Origin of the sequence: Streptomyces sp. NPDC045431 (assembly GCF_040646655.1) — a bacterium.
GTDB lineage: Bacteria > Actinomycetota > Actinomycetes > Streptomycetales > Streptomycetaceae > Streptomyces.
This window is the reverse complement of the sequence record NZ_JBEZAQ010000001.1, coordinates 613127-639317: the sequence shown is the minus strand read 5'-3', so window position 1 is coordinate 639317 and position 26191 is coordinate 613127. Positions and strand designations below refer to the sequence as shown.

General features: G+C 71.0%; 20 protein-coding genes. 8 read left to right on the top strand and 12 right to left on the bottom strand.

Going from position 1 to position 26191, the window contains the following annotated elements; all coding sequences use genetic code 11:
- Positions 1-15 precede the first annotated feature (15 nt).
- Together AB0A69_RS02865 and AB0A69_RS02860 are read right to left on the bottom strand one after the other, a co-directional pair.
- Positions 16-987, bottom strand: a complete 972-nt coding sequence (locus AB0A69_RS02865) for an ABC transporter ATP-binding protein (protein ID WP_361415187.1) — start codon at positions 985-987, stop codon at positions 16-18.
- 38 nt (positions 988-1025) lie between these two features.
- Positions 1026-2312, bottom strand: a complete 1287-nt coding sequence (locus tag AB0A69_RS02860; RefSeq protein WP_361414593.1) for an NYN domain-containing protein — start codon at positions 2310-2312, stop codon at positions 1026-1028.
- A 410-nt stretch (positions 2313-2722) separates the two neighbouring features.
- Between AB0A69_RS02860 and AB0A69_RS02855 the strand changes: the two genes are divergently transcribed.
- Positions 2723-2887 carry a hypothetical protein gene (locus AB0A69_RS02855; protein ID WP_361414591.1) on the top strand — a complete coding sequence of 55 codons (165 nt, stop codon included), beginning with the start codon at positions 2723-2725 and terminating at the stop codon, positions 2885-2887.
- A gap of 70 nt (positions 2888-2957) precedes the next feature.
- On the opposite strand, the gene dnaE is transcribed toward AB0A69_RS02855, so the two are convergent.
- Positions 2958-6497, bottom strand: a complete 3540-nt coding sequence (gene dnaE / locus AB0A69_RS02850; protein ID WP_361414589.1) for a DNA polymerase III subunit alpha — start codon at positions 6495-6497, stop codon at positions 2958-2960.
- A gap of 192 nt (positions 6498-6689) precedes the next feature.
- Here dnaE and AB0A69_RS02845 point away from each other — a divergent pair, with 192 nt between their 5' ends.
- From AB0A69_RS02845 to AB0A69_RS02825, 5 genes are all read left to right on the top strand, one after another.
- Positions 6690-8015: a DUF2252 domain-containing protein gene (locus tag AB0A69_RS02845; RefSeq protein ID WP_361414587.1), complete on the top strand. Its 1326-nt coding sequence runs from the start codon at positions 6690-6692 to the stop codon at positions 8013-8015.
- A 69-nt stretch (positions 8016-8084) separates the two neighbouring features.
- Positions 8085-8777, top strand: coding sequence for a hypothetical protein (locus AB0A69_RS02840; RefSeq protein ID WP_361414585.1), 693 nt, complete (start codon positions 8085-8087; stop codon positions 8775-8777).
- Positions 8778-8861: 84 nt separating this feature from the next.
- Positions 8862-9677 (top strand): DsbA family protein, encoded by an 816-nt coding sequence (locus AB0A69_RS02835; RefSeq protein ID WP_361414583.1) that lies wholly within the window; start codon positions 8862-8864, stop codon positions 9675-9677.
- A 100-nt stretch (positions 9678-9777) separates the two neighbouring features.
- The gene (locus tag AB0A69_RS02830) at positions 9778-11445 is read left to right on the top strand and encodes an alkaline phosphatase D family protein (RefSeq protein WP_361414581.1); all 1668 of its coding nucleotides are present in this window, start codon (positions 9778-9780) and stop codon (positions 11443-11445) included.
- Positions 11446-11742: 297 nt separating this feature from the next.
- Positions 11743-12741: a zinc metalloprotease gene (locus tag AB0A69_RS02825; RefSeq protein WP_361414579.1), complete on the top strand. Its 999-nt coding sequence runs from the start codon at positions 11743-11745 to the stop codon at positions 12739-12741.
- 75 nt (positions 12742-12816) lie between these two features.
- Here the strand turns inward: AB0A69_RS02825 and AB0A69_RS02820 are convergent, their stop codons facing one another.
- Positions 12817-13386: a dienelactone hydrolase family protein gene (locus AB0A69_RS02820; RefSeq protein WP_361414577.1), complete on the bottom strand. Its 570-nt coding sequence runs from the start codon at positions 13384-13386 to the stop codon at positions 12817-12819.
- Between the two features lie 48 nt (positions 13387-13434).
- Between AB0A69_RS02820 and AB0A69_RS02815 the strand changes: the two genes are divergently transcribed.
- Positions 13435-14652: a mechanosensitive ion channel domain-containing protein gene (locus AB0A69_RS02815; RefSeq protein ID WP_361414575.1), complete on the top strand. Its 1218-nt coding sequence runs from the start codon at positions 13435-13437 to the stop codon at positions 14650-14652.
- Between the two features lie 46 nt (positions 14653-14698).
- On the opposite strand, the gene AB0A69_RS02810 is transcribed toward AB0A69_RS02815, so the two are convergent.
- The 5 genes from AB0A69_RS02810 to AB0A69_RS02790 form a co-directional block, all read right to left on the bottom strand.
- On the bottom strand, positions 14699-16285 hold the full coding sequence (locus AB0A69_RS02810) for a Na+/H+ antiporter (protein ID WP_361414573.1): 1587 nt from the start codon (positions 16283-16285) through the stop codon (positions 14699-14701).
- A 72-nt stretch (positions 16286-16357) separates the two neighbouring features.
- A complete protein-coding gene (locus AB0A69_RS02805) occupies positions 16358-16825 on the bottom strand; it encodes a GNAT family N-acetyltransferase (protein ID WP_361414571.1) in 468 nt (155 codons plus the stop codon).
- Entirely contained in the window at positions 16822-17763 is a 942-nt protein-coding gene (locus AB0A69_RS02800; RefSeq protein ID WP_361414569.1) for an RluA family pseudouridine synthase, read from the bottom strand. Before AB0A69_RS02800 ends, AB0A69_RS02805 begins: the two co-directional genes overlap by 4 nt.
- Before the next feature lie 17 nt (positions 17764-17780).
- Positions 17781-18341, bottom strand: coding sequence for a signal peptidase II (gene lspA, locus AB0A69_RS02795; protein WP_361414567.1), 561 nt, complete (start codon positions 18339-18341; stop codon positions 17781-17783).
- A gap of 59 nt (positions 18342-18400) precedes the next feature.
- On the bottom strand, positions 18401-20101 hold the full coding sequence (locus AB0A69_RS02790; RefSeq protein WP_361414565.1) for a histone H1-like repetitive region-containing protein: 1701 nt from the start codon (positions 20099-20101) through the stop codon (positions 18401-18403).
- Positions 20102-20653: 552 nt separating this feature from the next.
- Between AB0A69_RS02790 and ileS the strand changes: the two genes are divergently transcribed.
- On the top strand, positions 20654-23785 hold the full coding sequence (ileS, locus tag AB0A69_RS02785; RefSeq protein ID WP_361414563.1) for an isoleucine--tRNA ligase: 3132 nt from the start codon (positions 20654-20656) through the stop codon (positions 23783-23785).
- A gap of 189 nt (positions 23786-23974) precedes the next feature.
- On the opposite strand, the gene AB0A69_RS02780 is transcribed toward ileS, so the two are convergent.
- From AB0A69_RS02780 to sepF, 3 genes are all read right to left on the bottom strand, one after another.
- The gene (locus AB0A69_RS02780; protein WP_361414561.1) at positions 23975-25078 is read right to left on the bottom strand and encodes a DivIVA domain-containing protein; all 1104 of its coding nucleotides are present in this window, start codon (positions 25076-25078) and stop codon (positions 23975-23977) included.
- 59 nt (positions 25079-25137) lie between these two features.
- Positions 25138-25434, bottom strand: a complete 297-nt coding sequence (locus AB0A69_RS02775) for a YggT family protein (RefSeq protein WP_355358450.1) — start codon at positions 25432-25434, stop codon at positions 25138-25140.
- Between the two features lie 68 nt (positions 25435-25502).
- Positions 25503-26120, bottom strand: a complete 618-nt coding sequence (gene sepF / locus AB0A69_RS02770; protein WP_355358453.1) for a cell division protein SepF — start codon at positions 26118-26120, stop codon at positions 25503-25505.
- Between the last annotated feature and the right edge of the window lie 71 nt (positions 26121-26191).

Sequence of the window (26191 nt, the reverse complement as noted above, 5' to 3'; positions counted from 1 at the left end):
ACCTGATGCTCCTGTTCATGCCTTGACCAGCCCCTTCGCCTCGCCGCCCAGTGCCAGGTACACGTCCTCCAGGCTCGGCGTGGCGAGTGTGAAGTCGTCGAGCGCCGCGAACGCCGCGCCGCCCGTCACCGCCGCGACCGCCGCCCGCGCCTCGTCCGGCGCCAGCCGCAGCACCCACCGGCGCCCGGACTCCTGCGCGGAGGCCCGCAGCGCGGCGACCTCGGGCACGTCGAGCGGCGCCCGGTCGCGCCACACCAGCTCCACCCGTACGTCACCGGCCACCCGCTCCTTGAGTCCGGCGGGGGTGTCGCAGGCGATGACCCGGCCGCGTTCCAGGACGGCGACCCGGTCCAGTACGGTCTCGGCCTCGATGACGTTGTGCGTGACGAGGACGACGGTGGTGCCGTGCTCGGCGCGGCGCCGGTCGACGGCCGCCCACACGGCGCGCCGCGCGACCGGGTCCATGCCGGTGGTCGGCTCGTCGAGGATGAGCAGGGGCCGCCGTCCGACGAGCGCGGTGGCGAAGCAGGCGAGCCGCCGCTGGCCTCCGGAGAGCCGCTTGAGGGGCCGCCCGGCGAGCTCGGTGAGGCCCAGCTCGGCGAGGACGGCGTCCCGCTCGCTGCGCGCGTCGCGCGCCGGGAGGCCGCGCAGCCGCCCGGTGGTCTCGGCGGCGAGCGCGACGGTCAGCTCGTCGAGGGCGGTGGACTCCTGCCCCAGGTAGCCGATCAGCCGCGACGCCCGCTCCGGGTGGCGTACGAGGTCGTGGCCGAGCACCTCGACGGTGCCGGAGTCGGGCCGCATGAGCCCGGTCAGCTGGCGTACGAGGGTGGACTTGCCGGCGCCGTTCGGCCCGAGCAGGCCGAAGATCTCACCGCTGCGGACCTCCATGGTGATCCCGTCGGTGGCGCGCACCTCGGGCGTCGCGGGAGCCCCTCTTCGGGCGCGCGCGGCGGGGTACGTCTTGACCAGGTCCCGCACCACGCACACCGTACTCACGAGGGATGAGCCTAAAGGGTCGGGCTGCCCTATTCGCCCACGGGGGCGTGTTCGGCGGCCGCCCGTACGTCGATCTCGCGCCAGAAGCCGGCCCTGATGGCGTACCGGTCGTGCTCGTCGATCTGGTCGTCCTTGTGGGCGAGCAGCCCGAACCGTGCCGCGTACCGCAGCAGTTCCCCGTCGATGCGGTGCGGGATGCGCGGGTACATGCTCGACAGTTTCCCGACGTGCCCCTGGTCGGGGAGCCGCTCCATCCAGCGCCGCGCGAAGACCTGGCCGACCTCGAAGGGGTCGCCGCCGACGGTGGTGATGTCCTCCTCGCGGTCCGCCCAGCGCTGCTCGGCGCTGGTCAGCTGGGCGAGGGTGGGCAGCGACGCCGTCTCGGGCGGCTCGCCGACCTGGCTCCCGGGGCGGTCGATCCAGCCCCGGTCGGAGGACCAGCGCAGGGTCGCGTTGGCCGGCTGGGGGCTGGGCGGGGGCGTCTGGGGGTGGGCCGGGCCGCGCAGGCCTGCCAGGTCCTTCGGGGTCGGCACCGCCCTGCCGCTGCCGGAGCCGGAGGGGCCACCGGAGCCGTTGGCGGCGGCGGTCGGCGCGGGGGCCGGGGCGGGCGCCACCGGGGCCGGGGCCCCGTTGCGTACGGCGGCGGCCGCGGAGGCCGCGGCCTCGGCGGCGGCCAGGGCCGACTCGGGGAGCGGCGCGGAGAGGATGGCGGCGATCTCGGGGCGGGGGGCGGGCTGCGGGGCGCATACGCCGCCCAGCTCCTTGGCCCGCACGGCGCGGGTGATCCACGCGCGATCGAGGACGCGCCGCTCGTCGGCCTCGGCGACGAGGTCCTCGGACTGGTTGTAGTCGCCGTCGGCTGCCTGGACCGCCCAGAGGTGGACGGCGACGCCGTGCTCCTTCGCCGACATCAGGCCCGGCAGCAGGTCGCCGTCGCCGGTGACGAGCACCACGTCGGAGCAGGCGCGGTTGCGGGCGAGCTCGGTGAGCTCGGCGTGCATCGCGGCGTCGACGCCCTTCTGCGCCCAGCGGCCGTCGCTGCGGGTCAGGGCGCCGAGCCGGACGGTGACGCGGGGCATGACGCGCAGCCGTCGGTGTTCCGGCTGGGGGACGCGGTCGGGGGCGCCGTCGAACCAGTAGATCCGCAGCAGGGGCTGGGCCGTGTCGCTCTCGGCGCGTTCGCGCAGCCCCTGGATGAGGGCGGCGTGGTCGACGGTGATCCGGGAGCGGGCCGGTTCCCCGGCGAGGAGGCTGGCGGCGGCGCCCAGGAGGTAGCCGGCGTCCACCAGGACGACGCAGCGGTCCACGTGTTCCACCCTCTTTCGGGAACCTCGGGATCGGAAGTTGCTTCGGTCTCTTCGGTCGTGCGGGTTCTTCAGGCGCTTCGGGTCTTCGGTACGGCGTGTGCTGCGGGTGTTGCGGGTACGGCGGGTACGGCGGGTACTGCGGGTACGGCGAGTCTGCGGGTCTGCGGGTCTCCGGGTACGTCGGGATCTCCGGTTGCGTCGATCTTCGCGTACGCCGGGGCTTCGGGTTCTTCGAGTTCTTCGAGTCTGCCCGACTGCAGGAGGGTTAACGGCCGGAACTGGATCACCGGCGTGGCGGATCACCCTACGCGCCCCGCAGGGCTCCCGACTACGGTCCGCAATGATCCAAAATGCGCGGTTTTTACGCGTGTGTGAGTCTGAACGCGGCCCTGGCCCCTACACCCCACGGAGGCATCACCATGGCCAAGAACCGGAAGCAGGACCGCAGTCAGAAGCAGCCCGCCGCCGCCGAGCGCGGTGCTCCGCAGGCCGCCGGCACGATGGAGGCCGAGCCGCGCATGGCCCCCGTCACCCCGGCCGACGTGGCCCACAAGGGCCGGAAGAAGCGGTTCGGCCACAACTGAGCGAGCGTGAGCTGCCGAAGGGGCGCACCCGTGACGACGGGCGCGCCCCTTCGCGCGGGGTGGGGACGGGTCAGCCGGCCAGACAGGACGGGCCGAGCAGCACCTTGAGGTCGCCGAAGAGCGCCGGGTCCGGCTGGACGCGGTGCCGGTCGAGGCGGAGCACGGTGGTCTTCCGCGGTCCCTGGAGCTTGATCCGCACCTCGGTGTTGCCCTTGTGGTGGGAGAGGATCTCGCCGAGGCGGCTGATCATCGGCGGGGTCACCTTGACCGTGGGGATGGTGACGACGACGGGCGCGTTGGTGCCGGCCGAGGAGAGGTCGGGGACCATCAGCTCCATGGCGACCAGCCGGGGCACGTCCTCGCGCTTGTCGAGGCGGCCCTTGACGAAGACGACGGTGTCCTCGACCAGCTGGGTGGACACCAGCTGGTACGTCGCCGGGAAGAACATGCACTCGATGGAACCGGCCAGGTCCTCGACGGTGGCGATGGCCCAGGCGTTGCCCTGCTTGGTCATCTTGCGCTGGAGCCCGGAGATGATGCCGCCGATGGTGACGACCGCGCCGTCGGCGTGCTCGCCGCCGGTGAGCTGGGAGATCGCGGCGTCGGCCTTGTCGGACAGCACGTGCTCGATGCCGAAGAGCGGGTGGTCGGAGACGTACAGGCCGAGCATCTCGCGTTCCTGGGCGAGCAGATAGGACTTCTCCCACTCGAGGTCGGAGAACTCCACGTCGAGGCCGAAGCCGGGCTCGCTGCTGTCCTCCTCGCCCATGCCGCCGAAGAGGTCGAACTGTCCCTCGGCCTCCTTGCGCTTGACCGCCACCACGTTGTCGATCATCGACTCGTGGTGCGCGACCAGGCTCTTGCGGGTGTGGCCCATGGTGTCGAAGGCGCCGGCCTTGATGAGCGACTCGATGGTGCGCTTGTTGCAGACGACCACCTCGACCTTGTCGAGGAAGTCGGGGAAGGAGCTGTACTTCCCCTTCGACTTGCGGCACTTGATGATCGACTCGACGACGTTCGTACCGACGTTCCGCACGGCGGAGAGGCCGAAGAGGATGACGTCGTCACCCTGGGCGGCGAAGTTCGCCTCCGACTCGTTGACGTTCGGCGGGAGCACCTTGATGCCCATGCGCCTGCACTCGTTCAGGTAGACGGCGGACTTGTCCTTGTCGTCCTTGACCGAGGTGAGCAGCGCCGCCATGTACTCGGCGGGGTGGTTGGCCTTGAGGTACGCCGTCCAGTACGAGACGAGGCCGTACGCGGCGGAGTGCGCCTTGTTGAAGGCGTAGCCGGCGAAGGGGACCAGGACGTCCCAGAGCGCCTGGATGGCCTCGTCGCTGTAGCCGTTCTTCTTGGCGCCGGCCTGGAAGATGGTGAAGTTCTTCGCCAGCTCCTCGGGCTTCTTCTTGCCCATGACGCGGCGGAGGATGTCGGCCTCGCCGAGGGAGTACCCGGCGATGATCTGGGCGGCCTTCTGCACCTGCTCCTGGTAGACGATCAGGCCGTAGGTGACGCCGAGGACCTCCTTGAGCGGTTCCTCCAGCTCGGGGTGGATCGGGGTGATCTCCTGCTGGCCGTTCTTGCGCAGCGCGTAGTTCGTGTGCGAGTTCATGCCCATCGGGCCCGGCCGGTAGAGGGCCGAGACGGCGGAGATGTCCTCGAAGTTGTCGGGCTTCATCAGCCGCAGCAGCGAGCGCATGGGGCCGCCGTCGAACTGGAAGACGCCGAGGGTGTCGCCGCGCTGGAGCAGCTCGAAGGTCGTGGGGTCGTCGAGCGGGAGGCTCAGGAGATCGATGTCGATCCCCTTGTTGGCCTTCACCATCTTGACGGCGTCGTCCATGATCGTGAGGTTGCGCAGGCCCAGGAAGTCCATCTTGAGCAGGCCGAGCGACTCACAGCTCGGGTAGTCCCACTGGGTGATGGTGACGCCGTCGGTGTGCCTCACCCAGACGGGGACGTGGTCGGTGATGGTCTCGCTGGACATGATCACGCCGGCGGCGTGCACGCCCATCTGCCGCACCAGGCCCTCGACGCCGCGCGCGGTGTCGATGACCTTCTTCACGTCCGGTTCGTTCTCGTACATCGCCCGGACCTCGCCCGCCTCCGAGTAACGGGGGTGGGACGGGTCGGTGATGCCCGAGAGCGGGATGCCCTTGCCGAGGACGTCGGCGGGCATGGCCTTGGTGATGCGGTCGCCCATCGCGTACGGGTAGCCGAGGACGCGCGCCGAGTCCTTGATGGCGTTCTTGGCCTTGATGGTGCCGTACGTGCCGATCATGGCGACCTTGTCGGCGCCGTACTTCTCGGTCACGTACCTGATCACCTCGACGCGCCGACGCTCGTCGAAGTCGATGTCGACATCGGGCATGGAGACGCGCTCGGGGTTGAGGAAGCGCTCGAAGATCAGGCCGTGCGGGATCGGGTCGAGGTCGGTGATGCCGAGCGCGTACGCCACGATCGAGCCGGCCGCGGAGCCTCGGCCGGGGCCGACGGCGATGCCCTGGTTCTTGGCCCACATGATGAAGTCGGCGACGACGAGGAAGTACCCCGGGAAGCCCATCTGGATGATGACGTCCATCTCGTAGTCCGCCTGGCGCTGGCGGTCCTCGGGGATGCCGTCGGGGTAGCGGCGGTGCATGCCGCGCTTGACCTCCTCCTTGAACCACGTCACCTCGGTGTGGCCCTCGGGGATGTCGAACTTCGGCATGAGGTCGCGCTTCTCGAACATGCCGGTGGTGTCGATCTGCTCGGCGACCAGGAGGGTGTTGCGGCACCCCTCCTGCCAGGCGTCCGAGGAGTCGATGGCGTACATCTCGTCCGTGGACTTCAGGTAGTAGCCGGTGCCGTCGAACTTGAAGCGGTCCGGGTCGGAGAGGTTCTTGCCGGTCTGGATGCACAGCAGCGCGTCGTGGGCGCCGGCCTCGTGCGCGTACGTGTAGTGCGAGTCGTTGGTGACCAGCGGCGGGATGCCGAGCTTCTTGCCGATCTCCAGCAGGCCGTCGCGGACGCGGCGCTCGATCTCGATGCCGTGGTCCATCAGCTCCAGGAAGTACCGGTCCTTGCCGAAGATGTCCTGGTACTCCGAGGCGGCCTTCAGGGCCTCGTCGAACTGGCCGAGGCGCAGCCGGGTCTGGAGCTCACCGGAGGGGCAGCCGGTGGAGGCGATCAGGCCCTCGGACCACTGCGCGATGGTCTCCTTGTCCATACGCGGCCACTTCTGGAGCCAGCCCTCCTTGTACGCGTCGGAGGAGAGCCGGAACAGGTTGTGCAGGCCGGTGTTGTTCGCCGCCCAGATCGTCTTGTGGGTGTAACCACCGGAACCGGAGACGTCGTCCCGCTTCTGGTGCGGCTGGCCCCACAGGACCTTGCGCTTGTTGCGCCGGGACTCCGGGGCGACGTACGCCTCGATGCCGATGATCGGCGTGACGCCCGCCTTCTGGGCCGAGTGGAAGAAGTCGTACGCCCCGTGGAGGTTGCCGTGATCGGACATGGCGATGTGCGTCATGCCCATCTCGTTGCAGGCGTTGAACATGTCCTTGAGCCGCGCGGCACCGTCCAGCAGGGAGTACTGGGTGTGCACGTGAAGGTGCGTGAACGGCGGCTTCGACACGGCTGCGGCCTCCGGGAGAGTCGGGGATGGGGACGCTCGGAAGTCTACGTGGGCCCACTGACAGTCTTGGGGCACCGGAGAGTACGGTCGCGCGTTGAGACGGACGGAACACCTGTCCGTTTTGTCATGTACGAAGCCAAGGGGCGCGCCCGCGCGCCCCGCCCGCACGTCCGTACCAGGAGGCACCCCGCGATGTCGGTCCCCCAGCCCACCGCCGAGGAGCGCGGTGAGCAGATCCTCTCCGTCTTCGGCACCGCCTTCGGCGAGCTCCTGGCCGCCGACCCGGCGGCCTTCCGGGTCAAGTTCCGGAAGATGGCCGCCTCGGCCTTCGCCTTCTACCGGGGTACGGCCTGCCTCTTCTACGCCGACCTGGAGCAGGAGCGGGACGGCGGCCCGTACCTGGACGAGCGCACGGGCCGGGTGTGGATCCACGGTGATCTGCACGCCGAGAACTTCGGCACGTACATGGACGCCAACGGCCGGCTGATCTTCAACGTCAACGACTTCGACGAGGCGTACGTCGGCCCCTTCACGTGGGACCTGAAGCGGCTGTCCGCCTCCCTGGCGCTGATCGGCTACACCAAGGCGCTCAGTGACGGGCAGATCACCGAACTGGTACGGATCTACGCCGCGGCCTACCGCGAGCGGATCCACGCCCTGGCGGCCGGCGCCCGCCACGAGGACGTCCCGCCCTTCACGCTGGACACGGCCGAGGGGCCGCTGCTGGACGCCCTGCGCGACGCGCGCTCGCTGACCCGGTTCGGGCTGCTGGCGTCCATGACCGAGATCCGTGACTTCGAGCGGCGCTTCTCCTCCGGCGCCGGGACGATCGAGCTGGACGCGGCGACCCGCTACAAGGTGCTGGCGGCGTTCGACGGGTACCTGGAGACGCTGCCCGAGTCGAGCCTGGCCCGGCCGGACTCGTACCGCGTGAAGGACGTGGTGGGGCGGCGGGGCATCGGCATAGGTTCCGCCGGGCTGCCGTCGTACAACATCCTCCTGGAGGGCAACAGCGACGCCCTGGAGAACGACGTCGTGATCTACATGAAGCAGGCCCAGACCCCGGCCGTCTCGCGCCATGTGACCGACCCGGCCGTCCGCGCGTACTTCCACCACGAGGGGCACCGCACGGTCATCTCGCAGCGGGCGCTCCAGGCGCACGCCGACCCGTGGCTGGGCTGGACCGAGCTGGACGGGGCCGGACAGCTGGTGGCGGAGGTCTCGCCGTACGCCGTGGACCTGGACTGGTCGGACATCGACGACCCGGAGGAGATCGCGGCGACCGTCGCGGACCTGGGGCGGGCGACGGCGACCATGCACGCGGCGGCGGACGACGAGAGCGGGCACTCCCTGGTGCCGTTCTCCACGGAGCGGGCCATCGACGCGGCGATCGCGGCGGACGAGGAGGGTTTCGGCGAGCTGCTGGTGGACTTCGCCCACCGCTACGGCGCCCGGGCGCGCGCCGACCACCAGATCTTCGTCGACCTGTTCCGCAACGGCCGGATCCCGGGCCTGTAGGGGTCCCCTTTCCAGGTTCCCCGGCCTTTAGGGACCGCTTACCGTCCGGCGTGGCACACTCGTGCGGCGATGGAAGACATATCCGGGACCCGGCTCAGGTGGTTGCGGGCGGCGCTCTTCACGGCACTCGTCGTGACGCTGTCCGTGGCCTCCCACGTGCTGCTGTCCGGGGTGCCGCTGCCCCTGACGACCGTCGCCGTCGTCGCCGCCGGGGTCCTCGCGGTCGCGTACGCGCTCGCGGGCGAGGCGGAGCGCGGCTTCCGGCGCATCGCGGGGCTGCTGATCCCGCTGGAGCTCGCCGCCGACACCGTCTTCACCTCCGGTCAGCACGCCTGTTACGGGCCGTCCGGCGGGCCCGTGGCGGGCGCCCTGCGGTCGGTGGGCGTCGACGTGCTGTGCGGGGGCGGCGGGGTGGGGACCCCGCTGCCCGGCGTGGCCGCTCCGGCCGGCGGCGCGGCCGCCCTGCTGCACTCCCCCGACCCCGCCCTGCCCTGGCTGCTGCTCGCCGCGCACGTCTCGGTCGGGCTGGTCGCCGCGGCCTGGCTGCGGCGCGGTGAGAGCGCGCTGGCCGGGCTGGTGCGGGCGGTGGCCGCCTTCGCGTTCCGGCCGCTGCTGGTCGCGGTCGCCGCGGTACGCACGCGCGGCCGGGGCGTACGGCGGGGCCCGCGGCCCGCGGAGCGGCCGGTCCCGGCCCGGCACCGGCTTCTCGTGCACTGCGTGGGACGGCGTGGACCGCCGCTCCGCCCGGCGCTCACCGCCTGAGCGGAACAGCCGAGCGGAACCGAGCGGAACCGAGCGGAACAGTCCACCCCGAGAACCACCCCCACCCCACGGAGAAGTACGACCATGAGTGCACGCAACAGCCAGGCCAACAAGGCGGCGGCCCGCGAGCGGCTGCGCCAGGAGCGCGAGCGCCAGGCGAAGAAGGAGAAGGTCCGCCGGCAGGTCACCGTCGCCGTCTCGGCCGTCGCCGTCCTGGCGGTGGCCGGCGGCATCGGTTACGCCGTCGTGCAGGCGAACAAGCCCTCCCACTGGGAGGCCGTGAAGGACGCCAAGAACGTCACGGCGCCGAAGAACACCACGGGGGACGACGGCACCACCGTCGTCGTCGGCAAGGCCACCGCCAAGAAGACGCTGGAGCTGTACGAGGACTCCCGCTGCCCGGTCTGCGCCGTCTTCGAGCAGCAGGTCGGCGAGACGATCGAGAAGGACGTCGCGGCGGGCAAGTACAAGGTCCGGTACGTGGGCGCCACCTTCATCGACAACTCCGACCAGGGTGAGGGTTCCAAGAACGCCCTCTCGGCGCTGGGCGCCGCCCTGAACGTCAGCCCCGAGGCGTTCCTGGACTACAAGGCGGCCCTCTACTCCGTGAAGTTCCACCCGGAGGAGTCGCAGGACAAGTTCGCCGACGACTCGTACCTCCTGAAGATCGCGGAGACGGTGCCCGCGCTGAAGAACAACGCCGCCTTCAAGAAGGACGTGGAGAGCGGCACCTTCGACGCGTGGGCGATGAAGATGTCCGCGGCCTTCGACAAGAGCGGGGTCCGGGGCACGCCGACGCTGAAGATGGACGGCAAGACGGTCACCGACGCGGACGGTGAGGGAGCGCCGATGACGGCGCCCGAGTTCACCACCGCCGTGGACAAGGCCCTCAAGGGCTGAGCCGGGCGGGCCCTTCGGGTACGTCTTTCGGCCAACGGGCGGGTGAACTCCTGGGAGTTCACCCGCCCGTTGGCTCTACCGGTCAGTAATCTGATCGGCCGTGACCAGTCGACACACCTCCGCATCCGTCCCCACCTCCGTCCCCGCCCCCAGCCGCCGCACGGTCGTCAAGGCCGCCGCCGCCACCGCGGTGGCCGCCCCCGTGCTGGCGCCCGGCACGTCCGCCGCCGCGGACACCGCGTCTCCCGTCTTCCACCACGGTGTGGCCTCCGGCGACCCGCTCCCGGACGGCGTCCTGCTGTGGACGCGCGTCACGCCGTCCCCGGACGCCCTCCCAGGGTCCGGCAAGGGCCCGGACACGGAGGTGAGATGGGAGGTGGCCGAGGACCGGGCCTTCACGGGCGTCGTCGCCCGGGGCACGGTCACGGCCACCGCCGCCACCGACCACACCGTGAAGGTCGACGTAAGGGGCCTGCGCCAGGCGACCGCCTATTACTTCCGCTTCACCACGGGTGCCGTGGTCTCGCCCGTCGGCCGCACCCGCACCGCCCCGGCCCCCGACGCCGCCGCGCCGGGCATCCGGTTCGGCGTGGTCTCCTGCGCCAACTGGGAGGCGGGCCACTTCGCCGCGTACCGCCATCTCGCGGACCGCGCCGACCTGGACGCGGTGCTCCACCTCGGCGACTACATCTACGAGTACGCCTCCGGCGCCTACCCGGCCCTGGAGAAGGTCGTACGGCCCCACGAGCCCCGGCACGAGATCGTCACGCTGGCGGACTACCGGCTGCGGCACGCCACGTACAAGAGCGACGCCCACCTCCAGGCGCTGCACGCCGCGCACCCGCTGATCGCGATATGGGACGACCACGAGTTCGCCAACGACGCCTGGCCGGGCGGCGCCGAGAACCACACGCCGGAGACGGAGGGCGCCTGGGCGGCGCGCGTGGCGGCCGCGAAGCAGGCGTACTTCGAGTGGATGCCCGTCCGCGCCTCCACGGAGGGCACGGTCTACCGCCGGCTGCGGTTCGGCAAGCTGGCCGATCTGCACCTGCTCGACCTGCGCTCGTTCCGCTCCCAGCAGGCGTCCCACGGCAGCGGGAAGGTCGACGACCCGGACCGTACGCTCACGGGCCGCGCCCAGCTGGACTGGCTGAAGTCGGGTCTGACCGCGTCCGACACCGCCTGGCGACTGGTCGGCACCTCCGTCATGATCTCGCCGGTCGCCTTCGGGGCCCTGCCGGCCCATCTGCTGGAGCCCGTCGCGGAGTTGCTGGGCCTGGCCAAGGGCGGTCTCGCGATCAACGTGGACCAGTGGGACGGGTACACGGACGACCGCAGGGAGCTGCTCGCGCACCTGACGGACCGGTCCATCCGCAACACCGTGTTCCTCACCGGGGACATCCACATGGCCTGGGCGAACGACGTGCCGGTGACGGCGGCGACGTACCCGCTGTCGCGGTCGGCGGCGACGGAGTTCGTGGTGACCTCGGTGACGTCGGACAACCTGGACGACATCCTGCGGGTCGCGCCGGGGACGGTGTCGGTGGCCGCCGCCGGGGCGATCCGGGCGGCCAACCGCCATGTGAAGTGGGTCGACATGGACCACCACGGTTTCGGTGTGCTGGACGTGACCGCCGAGCGCACGCAGATGGACTACTACGTCCTCTCGGACCGTACGAAACCGGACGCCACGGCGGCATGGACGCGGTCGTACCTGACGCGGAGTGGAACGCAGAAGGTCGAGCGGGTGTACACCCCCGTACGCTGAGCGGACCTCGATGGTCGATTTTCGGCCAACCTGCCGCGTGTTAACAGGAGATCACACGGCTGTCGCGGGTGGTGCGTTCCGGGAGATCGAATCCGGACACACCACCCGCTCTCGGTGGCGCGTTCGTTACGTGCGTGTCTCAACACCCGGAACGGACCGAAGCTTTTCTCCCCGATGTCTTCATTTACTCAACGATTGATTGGGCTTGTTCGATGCTCATCAAGATCTGACATGGCCCCGTAATCTCCCCGCGGTGGCGAGGAAGGCCCTCTCCACAACCCCCCGCGAGGAGTCACCATGCGTGCTCTTGCCCGAATATCTCCGCGTCTGCACCGTCGTGCCCTCGGTACGGCGGTGATGGCCGGAACCCTGGCCCTCTTCCCGCTCTCCACCCCGACGGGCGCCCTGGCCGCCAAGGCACCCGCCGCGGACAGGGTCTCGGCCGAGGAGTGCGAGGAGGGTACGGGTGTGAGCACGACCGCCCGCGAGCTCCCGGGCGCCTCCCACGCCCACGAGCCCAACGAGGTCACCGACGCCAAGGCCAAGGCCATGGACGCGGACCTGAAGAAGAGACTCGAATCCGTGCGGGCGAGCGGCGCCGCGGGCCTCACCGCCACCGCCACCACCATCCCGGTGTACTTCCACGTCATCCACGACGGCGACACCGGCAAGCTCAGCACGACGGCCATCAACCAGCAGATGGCCGTCCTCAACTCCGCCTTCGGCGGCCAGGGCACCGGCAACGCCGACTCCGGCTTCCAGTTCACGCTGGCCGGCACGGACTACACGGACAACGCCGCCTGGTACAACCTGAGCTCCGGCTCCGCCGAGGAGAAGGCGATGAAGTCGGCCCTCCGCAAGGGCGGGGCGAACGCGCTCAACTTCTACACCGCCAACCTCGGCGGCGGGCTGCTCGGCTGGGCCACGTTCCCGTCCTCCTACAAGTCCAACCCGACCATGGACGGCGTCGTGGTGCTCGACGCCTCCCTGCCGGGCGGCGCGGCCACCAACTACGACCAGGGCGACACCGGTACCCACGAGGTCGGCCACTGGATGGGGCTGTACCACACCTTCCAGGGCGGCTGTAACGGCAACGGCGACTACGTCTCGGACACCCCGGCGGAGAAGAGCCCGGCGTACGAGTGCCCGACGGGACGCGACAGCTGCGCCAGCAAGACGGGTGTTGACCCGGTTCACAACTTCATGGACTACACGTACGACGCCTGCATGTACCAGTTCACGGCGGGCCAGGTGCAGCGCATGAAGGACCACTGGACGGCGTACCGCACCGTCTGACGGGAGGCCGCCCGTCTCCCCCGTGGGGCACGGTGCCGCGAGCCCGCGGCACCGTGCCCCACACGCGTGAAGCCCCTACAGGCTCTCCAGGAAGCCCAGAGCGATCTGCCAGGTCCGCTCGGCGGCGTCCTCGTCGTAGTCCGGCAGGTCCGGGTCCAGGTACAGGTGCCCGGCCCCCGGGTAGCGGTAGACCTCCACATCCGCCCCGGCCCGCCGCATCCGCAGGTACCAGGCGTTCAGCCAGTCGTCCGGCTCGAAGGGGTCGGGGTCGGCGACGTGCAGCTGGACCGGCAGCTCGTCCACGGACGCGACCTCCGCGAGGTCGGACGTGCCGTGGAACAGGAGCAGCCCGCGCGCCTTCTCGTCACCGAGGGCCAGGGTCTGGGCGATCGACGCGCCCATCGAGAACCCGGCGTACACCAGACCCCGCTCCGAGTAGGCCGCCGCGGCCAGGATCGCGCGCTTGAGCAGTGTCTCCTGGCCGATCCGGTCCTTGATCGCCATGCCTTCCTCGACCGTGCCGGCGGTTTGGCCCTCGTAGAGGTCGGGCACGTGCACGTGGTGCCCGGCGGCACGCAGCCGGTCGGCTGCGGCGTGCACGGCCGGGCGCGGACCGTAGGCCGAGTGGAAGAGCATGATGTCCATCCGGCCATCCTGCCAGCAAGCACCGGAAAGGGTCGGAGTCCCGGATCCATGGAGAACGCGCTGCGCCCGTTGACCGTCGTCGGTGGCTCGGTGGTGCTCACGCTGGTCGTCGGCTGGCTCGTCGACCTGCTGCTGCGCCGCATCGACGCCAAGCACCCCGAGACCCCGCTGTGGGACCTGCTGCGCCGCTGCCGGATACCCGTCCAGGTCGTCCTGCTGACCGCGCTCCTGCGCGGCACGTACCGGCAGACCAAGTGGCAGATCGTCGTCCGCCACCAGGAGGTCATGGGCCAGGTGCTCTCGCTCGTGCTGATCGGCGCGGGAGCCTGGCTGGTGGTGCGGATCGCCGCCGCCATAGTGGAGTCGAGTTACGCCCGTTACGCCTCCTCCACGCGCGACACCGCCCGGGTCCGCCGGGTCCGTACCCAGGTGACGCTCATCATGCGGATCGTCACGGCGGTGGTCGGGGTGGTGGCGGTCGCGGCGATGCTGCTGACCTTCCCCGACTTCCGGACCATCGGTACGTCGATGCTGGCCTCCGCCGGCATCATCGGCATCGTCGCCGGTGTCGCCGCCCAGTCCACCCTCGGCAACCTCTTCGCCGGGTTCCAGATCGCCTTCGGCGACATGGTGCGGATAGGCGACACCGTCGTGGTGGACGGCGAGTGGGGCGTGGTCGAGGAGGTCACGCTGACCTTCCTGGCCGTACGGACCTGGGACGAGCGCCGGATCACGATGCCCGTCTCGTACTTCACGAGCAAGCCCTTCGAGAACTGGTCGCGCGGCGGCGCCCAGATGACGGGCACGGTCTTCTTCCAGCTCGACCACTCGGCGCCCGTCGGGCTGATGCGCGACAAGCTCAAGGCCATCCTGCGCGACAGCCCCGCCTGGGACGGCCGCGACTGGTCGCTGGCCGTGACGGACACCACGCCCACCACGATCCAGGTGCGCGCGGTCGTCACGGCGAAGGACGCGGACGACGTCTGGACGGTGCGCTGTGCCGTACGGGAGCAGATGATCGCCTGGCTGGTCAAGGAGCACCCGTACGCACTGCCGCGCGTCACCACCGCGACCGCCGCGCCCGCGCCCTCCCCCGACGGCCAGTGGCGGGACGACAAGCCGCCGCGGGCCGCCGAGGTGCTCAGCAACAACGTGGACGCCTACGTCGTACGGAACGAGGAGAAGCGGCCGCCTCGGAAGCAGAAGCCCCGACAGCAGCGGCAGCCGGAGCCGCAGCCGCCCGAGCCGCGCACCGGCCGGGGCTGACCCCCACCGGACCCGAGCACCGGACCCGAGGGGCCGGCCGGGCGCCTCAGCGCAGGCTGTGGACGTCCAGGTGCCGCAGCACCCGGTCCACGACCTCCGGGTCCGCCCCCGGCTCGCTGCGCGCCGCCAGCACCTCGTGGCGGGCGGCCGACAGCATCTCGTGCTGGATCCGCTGCATCCGCCGGAACCGCTCGGCCCGCCGCGCCGCCGTCGACCGGCGCTCCTCGTCCACCAGGTCCGGGCTGATCCGCGCCCCCACCTCGAACGCCATCCGCTGCAACCGCTCCTGGAGCTCCTCCGGAAGCTCCTCGACCTCCTGGATCTCCTTCAGGCGCCGTTTCGCGGCCTTGGCGGCCCGGACGGCCAGCTCGCGCTCCAGCGCCCGCTCGGCGTCCGTGTCGGCCCGCACACCGAGCTTCCGGACCAGCCACGGCAGGGTGAGGCCCTGGAAGACGAGGGTGGCGATGATCACACAGAAGGCGATGAAGATGATCTCGTCGCGCCATGCGAAGGCCGCCCCCGAGTCGTCACGCAGCGGGACGGCGAGCGCCAGGGCGACGGACGCCACGCCCCGCATGCCGGACCACCACATGACGACGGTCTCCCGCCACGTCATGGGGATCTCCTCGTCGTAGTCCCCGCCCGTGTGCAGCCTCTTGGCCAGCCAGGTGGCGGGCAGCAGCCACAGCAGCCGTACGCCGACGACGCAGGCGGCGATCACGCCGCCCCAGCCGAGCATCTCCCCCAGCCGCTCCTCGGCCGTACCGAAGACGTTGTGCAGCTCCAGCCCGATCAGTCCGAAGGCGATGCCCGTGACGAGGACGTCGACGATCTCCCAGAAGGTCCGACCGGCCAGGCGGCCCATCACGTCGTCCGCGTCCACGGCGTGCTCGGCCAGGTAGAGGGCGGTGACCAGGACGGCGAGGACGCCGGAGCCGAGCAGTTCCTCGGCGAGGACGTAACTCACGAACGGCACCAGCAGCGTGAGACCTGTCTGCAGGGTCGGCTCGCCGAGCATGCCCATCAGCCGGTTCGACAGCCAGCCCAGCGCGAGCCCGACGGCGACGGCGACCACCGCGGAGAGCACCAGCTGCCCGGCGGCGCGCGGCCAGGAGAACGTGCCGCCGACCGCCGCCCCGATCGCCACGTGGTACAGCACGATCGCGGTGACGTCGTTGAACAGTCCCTCGCCCTCCAGGATCGACACCAGTCGGCGCGGCAGGCCCAGGGAGCCCGCGACGGCGGTCGCGGCGACCGGGTCCGGGGGCGCCACGAGCGCGCCGAGCACCACGGCCGCGGCGAGCGGCAGCCCCGGTACGACGGCGCTGGCGACGGCGGCGACGGCCGCCGTGGTCACGAAGACCAGCGCCACGGCGAGCAGGAAGATGGGCCGCTTGTTGGCGGCGAACTGGCTCCAGGAGGTGCGCTGGACGGCCGCGTACAGCAGGGGCGGCAGGACGAGGGGGAGGATGTAGTCGGGCGGGATGTCGACGTTCGGTACGAAGGGGAGGAGGGCGAGCACCATCCCCGCGAGCGTCATCAGCACCGGCGCGGGCAGCCGCAGCCGCTCCCCCAGGGGGACGGTCACCACCGCCCCGAGCAGCAGCACGAGCAGCAGAGCCAGCTGGTCCACGGTGCGCCCTCCACCCGGTCGGGCCGATCAGACGATCATCAACCCTGCCAGCCTGCCACGAGCGCGGTCGGCTCAGAGCGTCCGACGCATCGCCAGGTGCGGTATGCCCGCGTCATGGAACTCGGCGCCGTACGCCGCGTACCCGAGCCGCTCGTAGAAGCCGAGCGCCTGCGTCTGGGCGTGCAGGTCCACGGCGGTCAGGCCGCGCGCGCGGGCCGCCTCCTCGATGGCGCGCACCAGCGCCACGCCCACGCCGAGGCCGCGCGCCGTCTTCGTCACGGCCAGCCGGCCCAGCGAGCCGACGCCCTCGGCGCCGCCCGTCTTGCCGGCCGCGTCCGGCCCGTACAGCAGCCGGCCGGTCCCCAGGGCGGCTCCGTCGGCGCGGCGGACGGCCAGTACGTGCACCGCGGTCGCGTCGTACGCGTCGTACTCGATCCACTCGGGGACGCCCTGCTCGACGACGAACACCTCGCGGCGCACGGCGAAGCCCGCCGCGCGGTCCTCGTCGGTCACGGCCTCCCTCACCAGGAAGGGGCTCACGCGCTCTCCGCGGCGATCATGTCGAGGGCGTGCTGGAGGTCCGCCGGGTAGGTGCTCTCGAACTCGACCCAGCGGCCGTCCGCCGGGTGCTCGAAGCCGAGCCGGACGGCGTGCAGCCACTGCCGGGTCAGCTTGAGGCGCTTGGCCAGCGTCGGGTCGGCGCCGTACGTCAGGTCGCCGACGCAGGGGTGGCGGTGGGCCGACATGTGGACGCGGATCTGGTGGGTGCGGCCCGTCTCCAGCTTGATGTCCAGGAGGGACGCCGCGCGGTACGCCTCGATCAGGTCGTAGTGCGTCACGGAGGGCTTGCCCTCGGCGGTGACGGCCCACTTGTAGTCGTGGTTCGGGTGGCGCCCGATGGGCGCGTCGATCGTGCCGCTCAGCGGGTCCGGGTGGCCCTGGACGAGCGCGTGGTAGCGCTTGTCGACCGTGCGCTCCCGGAACTGCGCCTTGAGGAGGGTGTACGCCCGCTCCGACTTGGCCACGACCATGAGCCCGGACGTGCCGACGTCAAGGCGGTGCACGATGCCCTGCCGCTCCGCCGCGCCGGACGTCGAGATGCGGTACCCGGCCGCCGCGAGGCCACCGATCACGGTGGTGCCGGTCCAGCCGGGGCTCGGGTGCGCGGCCACGCCGACCGGCTTCACGATGACGACGATGTCGTCGTCGTCGTGGACGATCTCCATGCCCTCGACGGGCTCCGCGACGATCTGTACGGGCGCGGGGGCGGCCGGCATCTCGACCTCCAGCCACGCGCCGCCGCTCACCCGCTCGGACTTGCCGACGACGGCGCCGTCGACGAGCACCTTCCCGGAGGCGGCCAGCTCGGCCGCCTTCGTGCGGGAAAACCCGAACATACGGGCGATGGCGGCGTCGACGCGCTCGCCCTCAAGGCCATCGGGAACGGGCAGCGTACGGATCTCGGGAATCGTGCTCACCCGTCGAGTATGCCTTGTCAGTCCTTGTGGACGGTCCCGTCGGGGTCCAGGCCCCGGAACGACAGGATGACGATCAGGAACCCTCCGCACACGATCGCCGTGTCGGCGAGGTTGAAGACGGCGAAGTGCGCGGGGGCGATGAAGTCCACCACCGCGCCCCGGAACACACCCGGCGAGCGGAAGATCCGGTCGGTGAGGTTGCCCAGCGCGCCGCCGAGCAGCAGGCCGAGCGCGAGGGCCCACGGCAGGCTGTACAGCTTGCGCGCCAGGCGGATGATCACCACGATCACCGTCGCCGCGATGACCGTGAAGATCACGGTGAAGGCCTCACCCATCCCGAACGCGGCGCCCGGGTTCCGTACCGCCCGGAACGTCAGCAGCTCGCCGATCACCTCGATCGGCTCGTGGTGCTCCAGCTTGGCCACCACGAGCATCTTCGTGCCGAGGTCCAGCAGGTAGGCCACCAGGGCCACGGCGAACAGCGCGACGATCCTGCGCCCGCCCTTGGGCTGCTCGGCGGGCGCCGCAGCCTCGTCGTCCACATCCGGCGTACCGATGATGCGCTCCGCCTCTGCCACGTGAGTCCCTCAACCTAGGTGCCTGACTGACCACGAGGGTACGGCACACACCTACGGCTTCAGCCTCGCCGTTCCTGCTTCTGCTTGTCCTCCACGCACAGGGTGGCCCGCGGGAACGCCTGCATGCGCGCCTTGCCGATCGGCTTGCCGCACACCTCACACAGACCGTACGTCCCCGCGTCGAGCCGCTGCAGCGCGTGCTCGGTCTGTTCCAGGGTGGCGCGCGCGTTCGCGGCGAGTGCCATCTCGTGCTCGCGCGTGATGTTCTTGGTGCCGGTGTCGGCCTCGTCGTGGCCGGCGCCGTCCCCGGAGTCCCGCATCAGCCCGGACAGGGCCTCCTCGGAGGCCGCGATCTCGGCCTGGAGCCGCGCGACCTCGCCCTCCAGCTCGGCCCGCGCCTCCGCGACCTCCTCGGGGCTCCAGGGCTCCTCACCGGGCCGTACGGCCAACTCCTCGGGCGCCGCCTCGGCGACACCCCGGGCCGGCGGCACCGGCTTCGCGGTCTTCGCCGTGGTCACGTCCGCGATCTTCTTCGCTGCCACCGTCCTGGCTCCCGTCTTCTCCGCGGCCTGCGCCGCCCCCTCGGCCGCGGCTGCGGCCTTACCGGCGGCCGCCTTGGCCGCCCGCTTCTTCCCGCCCGCCGTCCCGGCCGGCGCCTCACTCTCAGCGCCACTCCTACCCGCCGGCGCCGCCTCTGCCCCGCCACCCGGCGTCTCCACGGCAGCGGCCTTGGCGGCGGCTTCGGTGGCGGGCGCCTTCTTGGTGGCCGTCTTGTGGACGGCGGCCTTCTTGGCGGGTGCCTTTCCGGCGGGTCCGGCGGGTGCTTGCCCGGCGCCTGCCGTTCCGGCGTGCGCGCGCTCGGCCGCCGCCTGCGGTGCGGTCGCTCCCTTGGCGGCCGACTCGTGGCCGGCGGCCTTCTTGGCAGACGCCTTTTTGGTGGCCGCCTTTTTGGTGGCCGCCTTCTTGGTGACCGCCTTCTTGGTGGCCGCCTTCTTGGTGACCGCCTTCTTGGTAACCGCCTTCTTGGTAACCGCCTTCTTGGTAACCGCCTTCTCGACAGGCGCGTCCTCAGGGCCCGGCTCTTGGACGGCTGCCTTCTTGGCGGTCGTCCGCTTGGCAGGCGCCTTCTCAGCCGGCGCCTCGGGGCCCGGCTCCTGGACCGCGGCCTTCTTGCCAGGGGCCCTCTTGGCAGGCGCCTTCTTGGTGTGCGCCTCACCGGCGGCCGGCTCGTGGGCGGCGGTCTTCTTGGCAGGTGTCTTCCTGGTGACCGCCTTCTTGGCAGGTACTTCCTCCGCGGCCGGGTCCTTGGCGGCCGACTTCTTCGCCACCGTCTTCTTGGCGGGCTTCTTCTCCCCGACCGCCTCCGCCAGCGCGTCGCCGTGGGTGATCTTCCGGACAGGCTCCTTCTTGGCGACGGCCTTCCTCGGCGCCGCCTCCTTGGCGGGTGCCTGCTTGGCGGTCGGCTTCTTCGCCGCCGACTTCTTCACGGGCTTGTCCGCGCCGGCCTCCAGCGCATCACCCTGGGTGACCTTCCCGGCGGGCGCCTTCTTGGCGGACTTCGCGGATTCCGCGGACTTCGCGGACTTCGCGGACTTCGCCGACGGCGGCTCCGCGACCGGTCCCGGGGCCTCCTTCGCCGCGCTCCCGGGCTTGCCGGGCTTGCGCTCGGCGCCGGAGGCCGTGCCCCCGGCACGCGCCGGCGTCCTCGCGGTCGTCTTCTTGGCGGCCGTCTTCTTCGCGGCGGTCTTCTTCGCCACCATCTCGCGGCCCCTTCACATATTGTGATCTTGCTCGCGAATCGTGCTGGGACGATAAATCGACTCCAGCCCCACGGCAACGGGGCACGCCGCCGGTTCCGATCGCCCCATGCCCGCGGCAAGACAACCTGCATCCGTTGTGCCCAGCTCGCCGCGGCGTAATCAGGCCACCGACCCGCGCCACCGGCCCGGGCACGAGGGTGTGGCATTCGGGTCAGTCCGGGCCCCGCCGAAAACCGGTCGGCCCCTCCCCCGGCGGGCCCTTACACTGGGCGGAGCGAAAGGCGTGGATGGGGACGAGTAGCGTCGTACGCAGCCATGAGCGACCCGGGGACGGTGAGAGCCCGGGGGCGAGCCCGATGTGAAGCATCACCCCGGAGCCGCCGGAAGAACGCCCTCGGGAGACCGCGGGCCAGTAGACCCGGCATCGCGACCCGAATGAGGGGGCTCAGGACGCCCAGCCGGGCGCCCGGGGCCAAGGAGGGTGGTACCGCGGGAGCACGCACGCGCTCTCGTCCCTCCGACGGAACGAGCAACAGTCCGCCGGAGGATCCGATGTCGCAGTACCGCCAGGTACCCGCCCAGGTCGACCTGCCCGCCCTCGAGCACGCCGTGCTCGATTTCTGGCGCGAGCACAAGGTCTTCGCCAAGAGCCTCGAGCAGTCCGAGGGCCGCCCGGAGTGGGTCTTCTACGAGGGCCCGCCCACCGCCAACGGCATGCCCGGCGCCCACCACATCGAGGCCCGCGTCTTCAAGGACGTCTTCCCGCGCTTCCGCACCATGCGCGGCTACCACGTCGCCCGCAAGGCCGGCTGGGACTGCCACGGCCTGCCGGTCGAGCTCGCCGTCGAGAAGGAGCTCGGCTTCTCCGGCAAGAAGGACATCGAGGCGTACGGCATCGCCGAGTTCAACGCCAAGTGCCGCGAGTCGGTGACCCGCCACACGGACGCGTTCGCCGAGCTGACGACCCGGATGGGCTACTGGGTCGACCTGGACGACGCGTACCGCACCATGGACCCGGAGTACGTCCAGTCCGTCTGGTGGTCCCTGAAGGAGATCTTCGACAAGGGCCTGCTGGTCCAGGACCACCGGGTCGCCCCCTGGTGCCCCCGCTGCGGCACGGGCCTGTCCGACCACGAGCTGGCGCAGGGGTACGAGACGGTCGTCGACCCGTCCGTCTTCGTGCGCTTCCCGCTGACCTCCGGCCCTCTCGCGGGCGAGGCGGCCCTCCTGGTCTGGACGACGACCCCGTGGACCCTGGTGTCCAACACCGCCGTCGCCGCCCACCCCGAGGTCACGTACGTCGTCGCCACCAACGGCGAGGAGAAGCTGGTCGTGGCCCAGCCCCTGCTGGAGAAGGCCCTCGGGGAGGGCTGGGAGGCCACCGGCCAGACCTTCACCGGCGCCGAGATGGAGCGCTGGACCTACGAGCGCCCCTTCACCCTCGTGGACTTCCCGGAAGCGGCCCACTTCGTCGTCAACGCCGACTACGTCACCACCGAGGACGGTACGGGCCTGGTCCACCAGGCGCCCGCCTTCGGTGAGGACGACCTGAAGGTCTGCCGCGCGTACGGCCTGCCCGTGGTGAACCCGGTCCGCCCCGACGGCACCTTCGAGGAGGAGCTCGACCTCGTCGGCGGCCAGTTCTTCAAGAAGGCCGACGAGGCCCTGACGGCCGACCTCCAGGCCCGCGGCCTGCTCTTCAAGCACATCGCGTACGAGCACAGCTACCCGCACTGCTGGCGCTGCCACACGGCGCTGCTCTACTACGCGCAGCCGTCCTGGTACATCCGTACGACCGCCGTCAAGGACCGGCTCCTGGAGGAGAACGAGAACACCAACTGGTTCCCGGACTCCGTCAAGCACGGCCGCTTCGGCGACTGGCTGAACAACAACATCGACTGGGCCCTGTCCCGCAACCGCTACTGGGGCACCCCGCTGCCCATCTGGCGCTGCGAGGACAACCACCTCACCTGTGTCGGCTCCCTCGCCGAGCTGACCGAGCTGACGGGCACGGACCAGTCCTCCCTGGACCCGCACCGGCCGTACATCGACGACGTCACCTTCCCCTGCCCGACCTGCCGGGAGACGGCGACCCGCGTCCCCGAGGTCATCGACGCCTGGTACGACTCGGGCTCGATGCCGTTCGCGCAGTACGGCTACCCGTACAAGAACAAGGACCTCTTCGAGAAGCGCTACCCGGCGCAGTTCATCTCGGAGGCCATCGACCAGACCCGCGGCTGGTTCTACACGCTGATGGCGGTCGGCACGCTGGTCTTCGACAAGTCGTCGTACGAGAACGTCGTCTGCCTCGGCCACATCCTCGCCGAGGACGGCCGGAAGATGTCCAAGCACCTGGGCAACATCCTCCAGCCGATCCCGCTCATGGACCAGCACGGCGCCGACGCGGTGCGCTGGTTCATGGCGGCCGGCGGTTCCCCGTGGGCCGCACGGCGCGTGGGCCACGGCACGATCCAGGAAGTCGTCCGCAAGACGCTGCTGACCTACTGGAACACGGTGGCCTTCCAGGCGCTGTACGCGCGGACGACCGGCTGGGCGCCGTCGGCCGCCGACCCGGCCCCGGCGGACCGGCCGCTGCTGGACCGCTGGCTGCTGTCCGAGCTGCACGCGCTCGTCGACCAGGTCACGCAGGCGCTGGAGGCGTACGACACGCAGCGCGCCGGCAAGCTCCTCTCCTCCTTCGTCGACGACCTGTCGAACTGGTACGTGCGCCGCTCGCGCCGCCGCTTCTGGCAGGGCGACAAGGCGGCGCTGCGGACCCTCCACGACGTCGTGGAGACCGTCACGCGCCTGATGGCCCCGCTGACCCCGTTCATCACCGAGCGGGTCTGGCAGGACCTGGTGGTGCCGGTGACGCCGGATGCGCCGGAGTCGGTCCACCTGGCCACCTGGCCGGAGGCGGACCTGTCCGCCATCGACCCGACGCTCTCCTCCCAGATGACGCTGGTGCGCCGCCTGGTGGAGCTGGGCCGCGCCACCCGCGCGGAGTCGGGCGTCAAGACCCGCCAGCCGCTCTCCCGGGCGCTGGTGGCGGCGGCGGGCTTCGAGGCCCTCTCCCCAGAGCTCCACGCGCAGATCACCGAGGAGCTGAACGTCTCCTCCCTCGCCTCCCTCTCCGAGGTCGGCGGCTCGCTCGTCGACACGACCGCCAAGGCGAACTTCCGCGCCCTGGGCAAGCGGTTCGGCAAGGGCGTCCAGGACGTGGCCAAGGCCATCGCGGCGACGGACGCGGCGGCGCTCTCCCTGGCCCTGCGCGGCGGCGAGGCGGCCCTGGAGGTCAACGGCGAGACGATCACCCTCACCCCCGACGAGGTGATCATCACGGAGACCCCGCGCGAGGGCTGGTCCGTCGCCTCCGACGCGGGCGCGACGGTCGCCCTGGACCTGGAGATCACGCCGGAGCTGCGGCGCGCGGGCCTGGCCCGTGACGCGATCCGCCTGATCCAGGAGGCCCGCAAGAACAGCGGCCTGGACGTCGCGGACCGGATCGCCCTGCGCTGGCGGTCCACGGACGCGGAGGTCACCGAGGCGCTCACGGACCACGCGGCCCTGATCGCCGACGAGGTCCTGTGCACGGACTACGCCGCCGGGGAGGCCGACGACACCTTCGGCGCCCCGTTCACGGACGAGTCCCTGTCCCTGACGTTCCGCCTCCGCAAGGCGTAACCCGCAGGCAGACGGAAGGGGCCCGGCCACACCTCGTGGCCGGGCCCCTTCCGCATGCCCGCCGCCCGCACGGCACGCGCACGCCCGCACGGCACGCCAAAAGGGCCGGGGCCCAGGACGTGTGTCCCGGGCCCCGGCCCTACAGCCTGCCGGCCGACGGCTACGCGCTCATCGCGCGACCCGCCCCCGTCAGTTGTCGTCCTCGTCGATGAGGAAGCCGCGCATCGGCGACGGCGCCTGCTGCATCGGCTGCGGCGCCTGCGGCCGCACCGGCGCCATCGGCTGGGTCATCGCCGGCGACATCTGCTGCTGGCCGCCGTACGACGGGCCACCACCCATGCCGGGGTTGCCGCCCATCGTCTGGTTGCCACCGTACGACGGGGCGCTCGCACCCGCGGACGCCATCGACGGGGACGGCGGCAGCGACGGCGCGGCGGACGGCGTACGCGGCGGGGCCAGCGAGTCGTCGGCCTGGGTCTCCAGCTGGCGCAGCTGGCTCTCCAGGTACGACTTCAGGCGCGTGCGGTACTCGCGCTCGAAGCCGCGCAGGTCCTCGACCTTGCGCTCCAGCGTGGCGCGGGCCGACTCCAGCGAGCCCATCGCGACGCGGTGCTTCTCCTGGGCGTCCCGCTCCAGCGCGTCGGCCTTGGCGCGCGCGTCGCGCTCCAGGCCCTCGGCGCGCGAGCGCGCCTCGCCGACGATCTTGTTGGCCTCGGAACGGGCCTCCGCGATCGCCTGGTCGGCGGTCTGCTGGGCGAGGGAGAGCACGCGGGCCGCGCTGTCGCCGCCCGGGCCCTGGCCCGGCTGCGACATCTGCGGGCCGTGGCCGCCCATGGGGCCACCCATGGTGCCGCCCATCGGACCGCCCATGGGGCCGCCCTGCATCGGTCCGGGGCCCATCGGACCGCCGTGGCCGCCACCCTGCGGGCCACCGTGGCTGGGACCGGCCGGCAGCTGAGGAGCACCACCGGGCAGCTGGGGCGGACCCATCTGCGGGGGCTGCTGCTGGACCGGCGGACCCGATATCCCGGCGGGCACGGGGGCCCCGGGACCCACGGGCCGCTGGTCCTGCTGCTCCGGAGGCTTGCGCATGCCCTGCTGCTGCTGGTTCTGCGCGGCCGCGCGCGTGGCGGCGGCCAGCTTGGCGCGCAGGTCCTCGTTCTCGCGGAGCAGGCGGGTCAGCTCGGCTTCGACCTCATCGAGGAAGGCATCGACCTCGTCCTCGTCATAGCCTTCTCGGAGGCGGACGGTCGTGAACTGCTTGTTCCGCACGTCCTCGGGGGTCAGCGGCATCTCTTCTTCACCTCTACGTAGTCGTCGGCAGTCGGCAGGACCGTTATCGCTCTACACCCTCAGACCCTCATCGCGAAGCTACCCACGATGTTGAGCAGGATGTAGACGATGATCATCAGAACGAAGAAGGACAGGTCGAGTGCCACGCCCCCGAGACGCAGCGGTGGGATGAACCGCTGCAGAAGCTTCAGTGGTGGATCGGTGACAGTGTAGGTGGCCTCCAGAACGACCACCATCGCCTTGCCGGGTTGCCATGAACGGGCGAACTGGAAGACGTACGACATGACCAGTCGGAAGAACAGCAGGACAAGGAAGCACATCAGAGCGATGTAGATCACCTGCAGTGCGACGCTCATCCCGCGCTTCCCTCTCCCCTGGCCATGTCCACCGACCCTTCCGGCCGGCCGTTCCCGGTGTCGTGCTCTCAGCTCTGGTTGAAGAATCCGCCCTCTGCGATGCGGGCCTTGTCCTCCGCCGTGACATCGACGTTAGCAGGCGACAACAGGAACACCTTCTGCGTCACTCGCTCAATGCTGCCATGCAGGCCGAAGACGAGACCGGCGGCAAAGTCGACAAGTCGCTTCGCATCCGTGTCATCCATCTCGGTGAGGTTCATGATCACAGGCGTGCCCTCGCGGAAGTGTTCCCCGATGGTACGGGCCTCGTTGTAGGTCCGCGGGTGCAGCGTGGTGATGCGGTACGGCTCCCGCTCGGACACGACCTTGGGCATGATCACCGGTGCGTTCTTCTCCAGGCTCGGACGTTCAGGTGTGATGGATGCCACGGGGGCGATTCGGGCGGGTCGTCCGCTTTCTGCCGGAAGCGGAACCGGTTCCCTCTGCACGGGTGCTTGCGGAACGACGCGTACCGGTTCTTCCCGCTCCACCTGGAGCGGGGGCTGCGAGTGGCGCCGCCGGTCCCGCTCGGGCTCCGGCTCCAGCTCGGGTTCGAAGTCGTCATCGGGGTCGAAACCCCGGCCGTCGTACCCATCGTCCTCCACGAGGCCGAGGTAGACCGCCATCTTGCGCATCGCGCCGGCCATGCTCTGAGTCCTCCGCTCTGTGGTGGATCGGCAACGTCAGCTCGTGCCCGCGATCCACTGGGCCTGTCCGC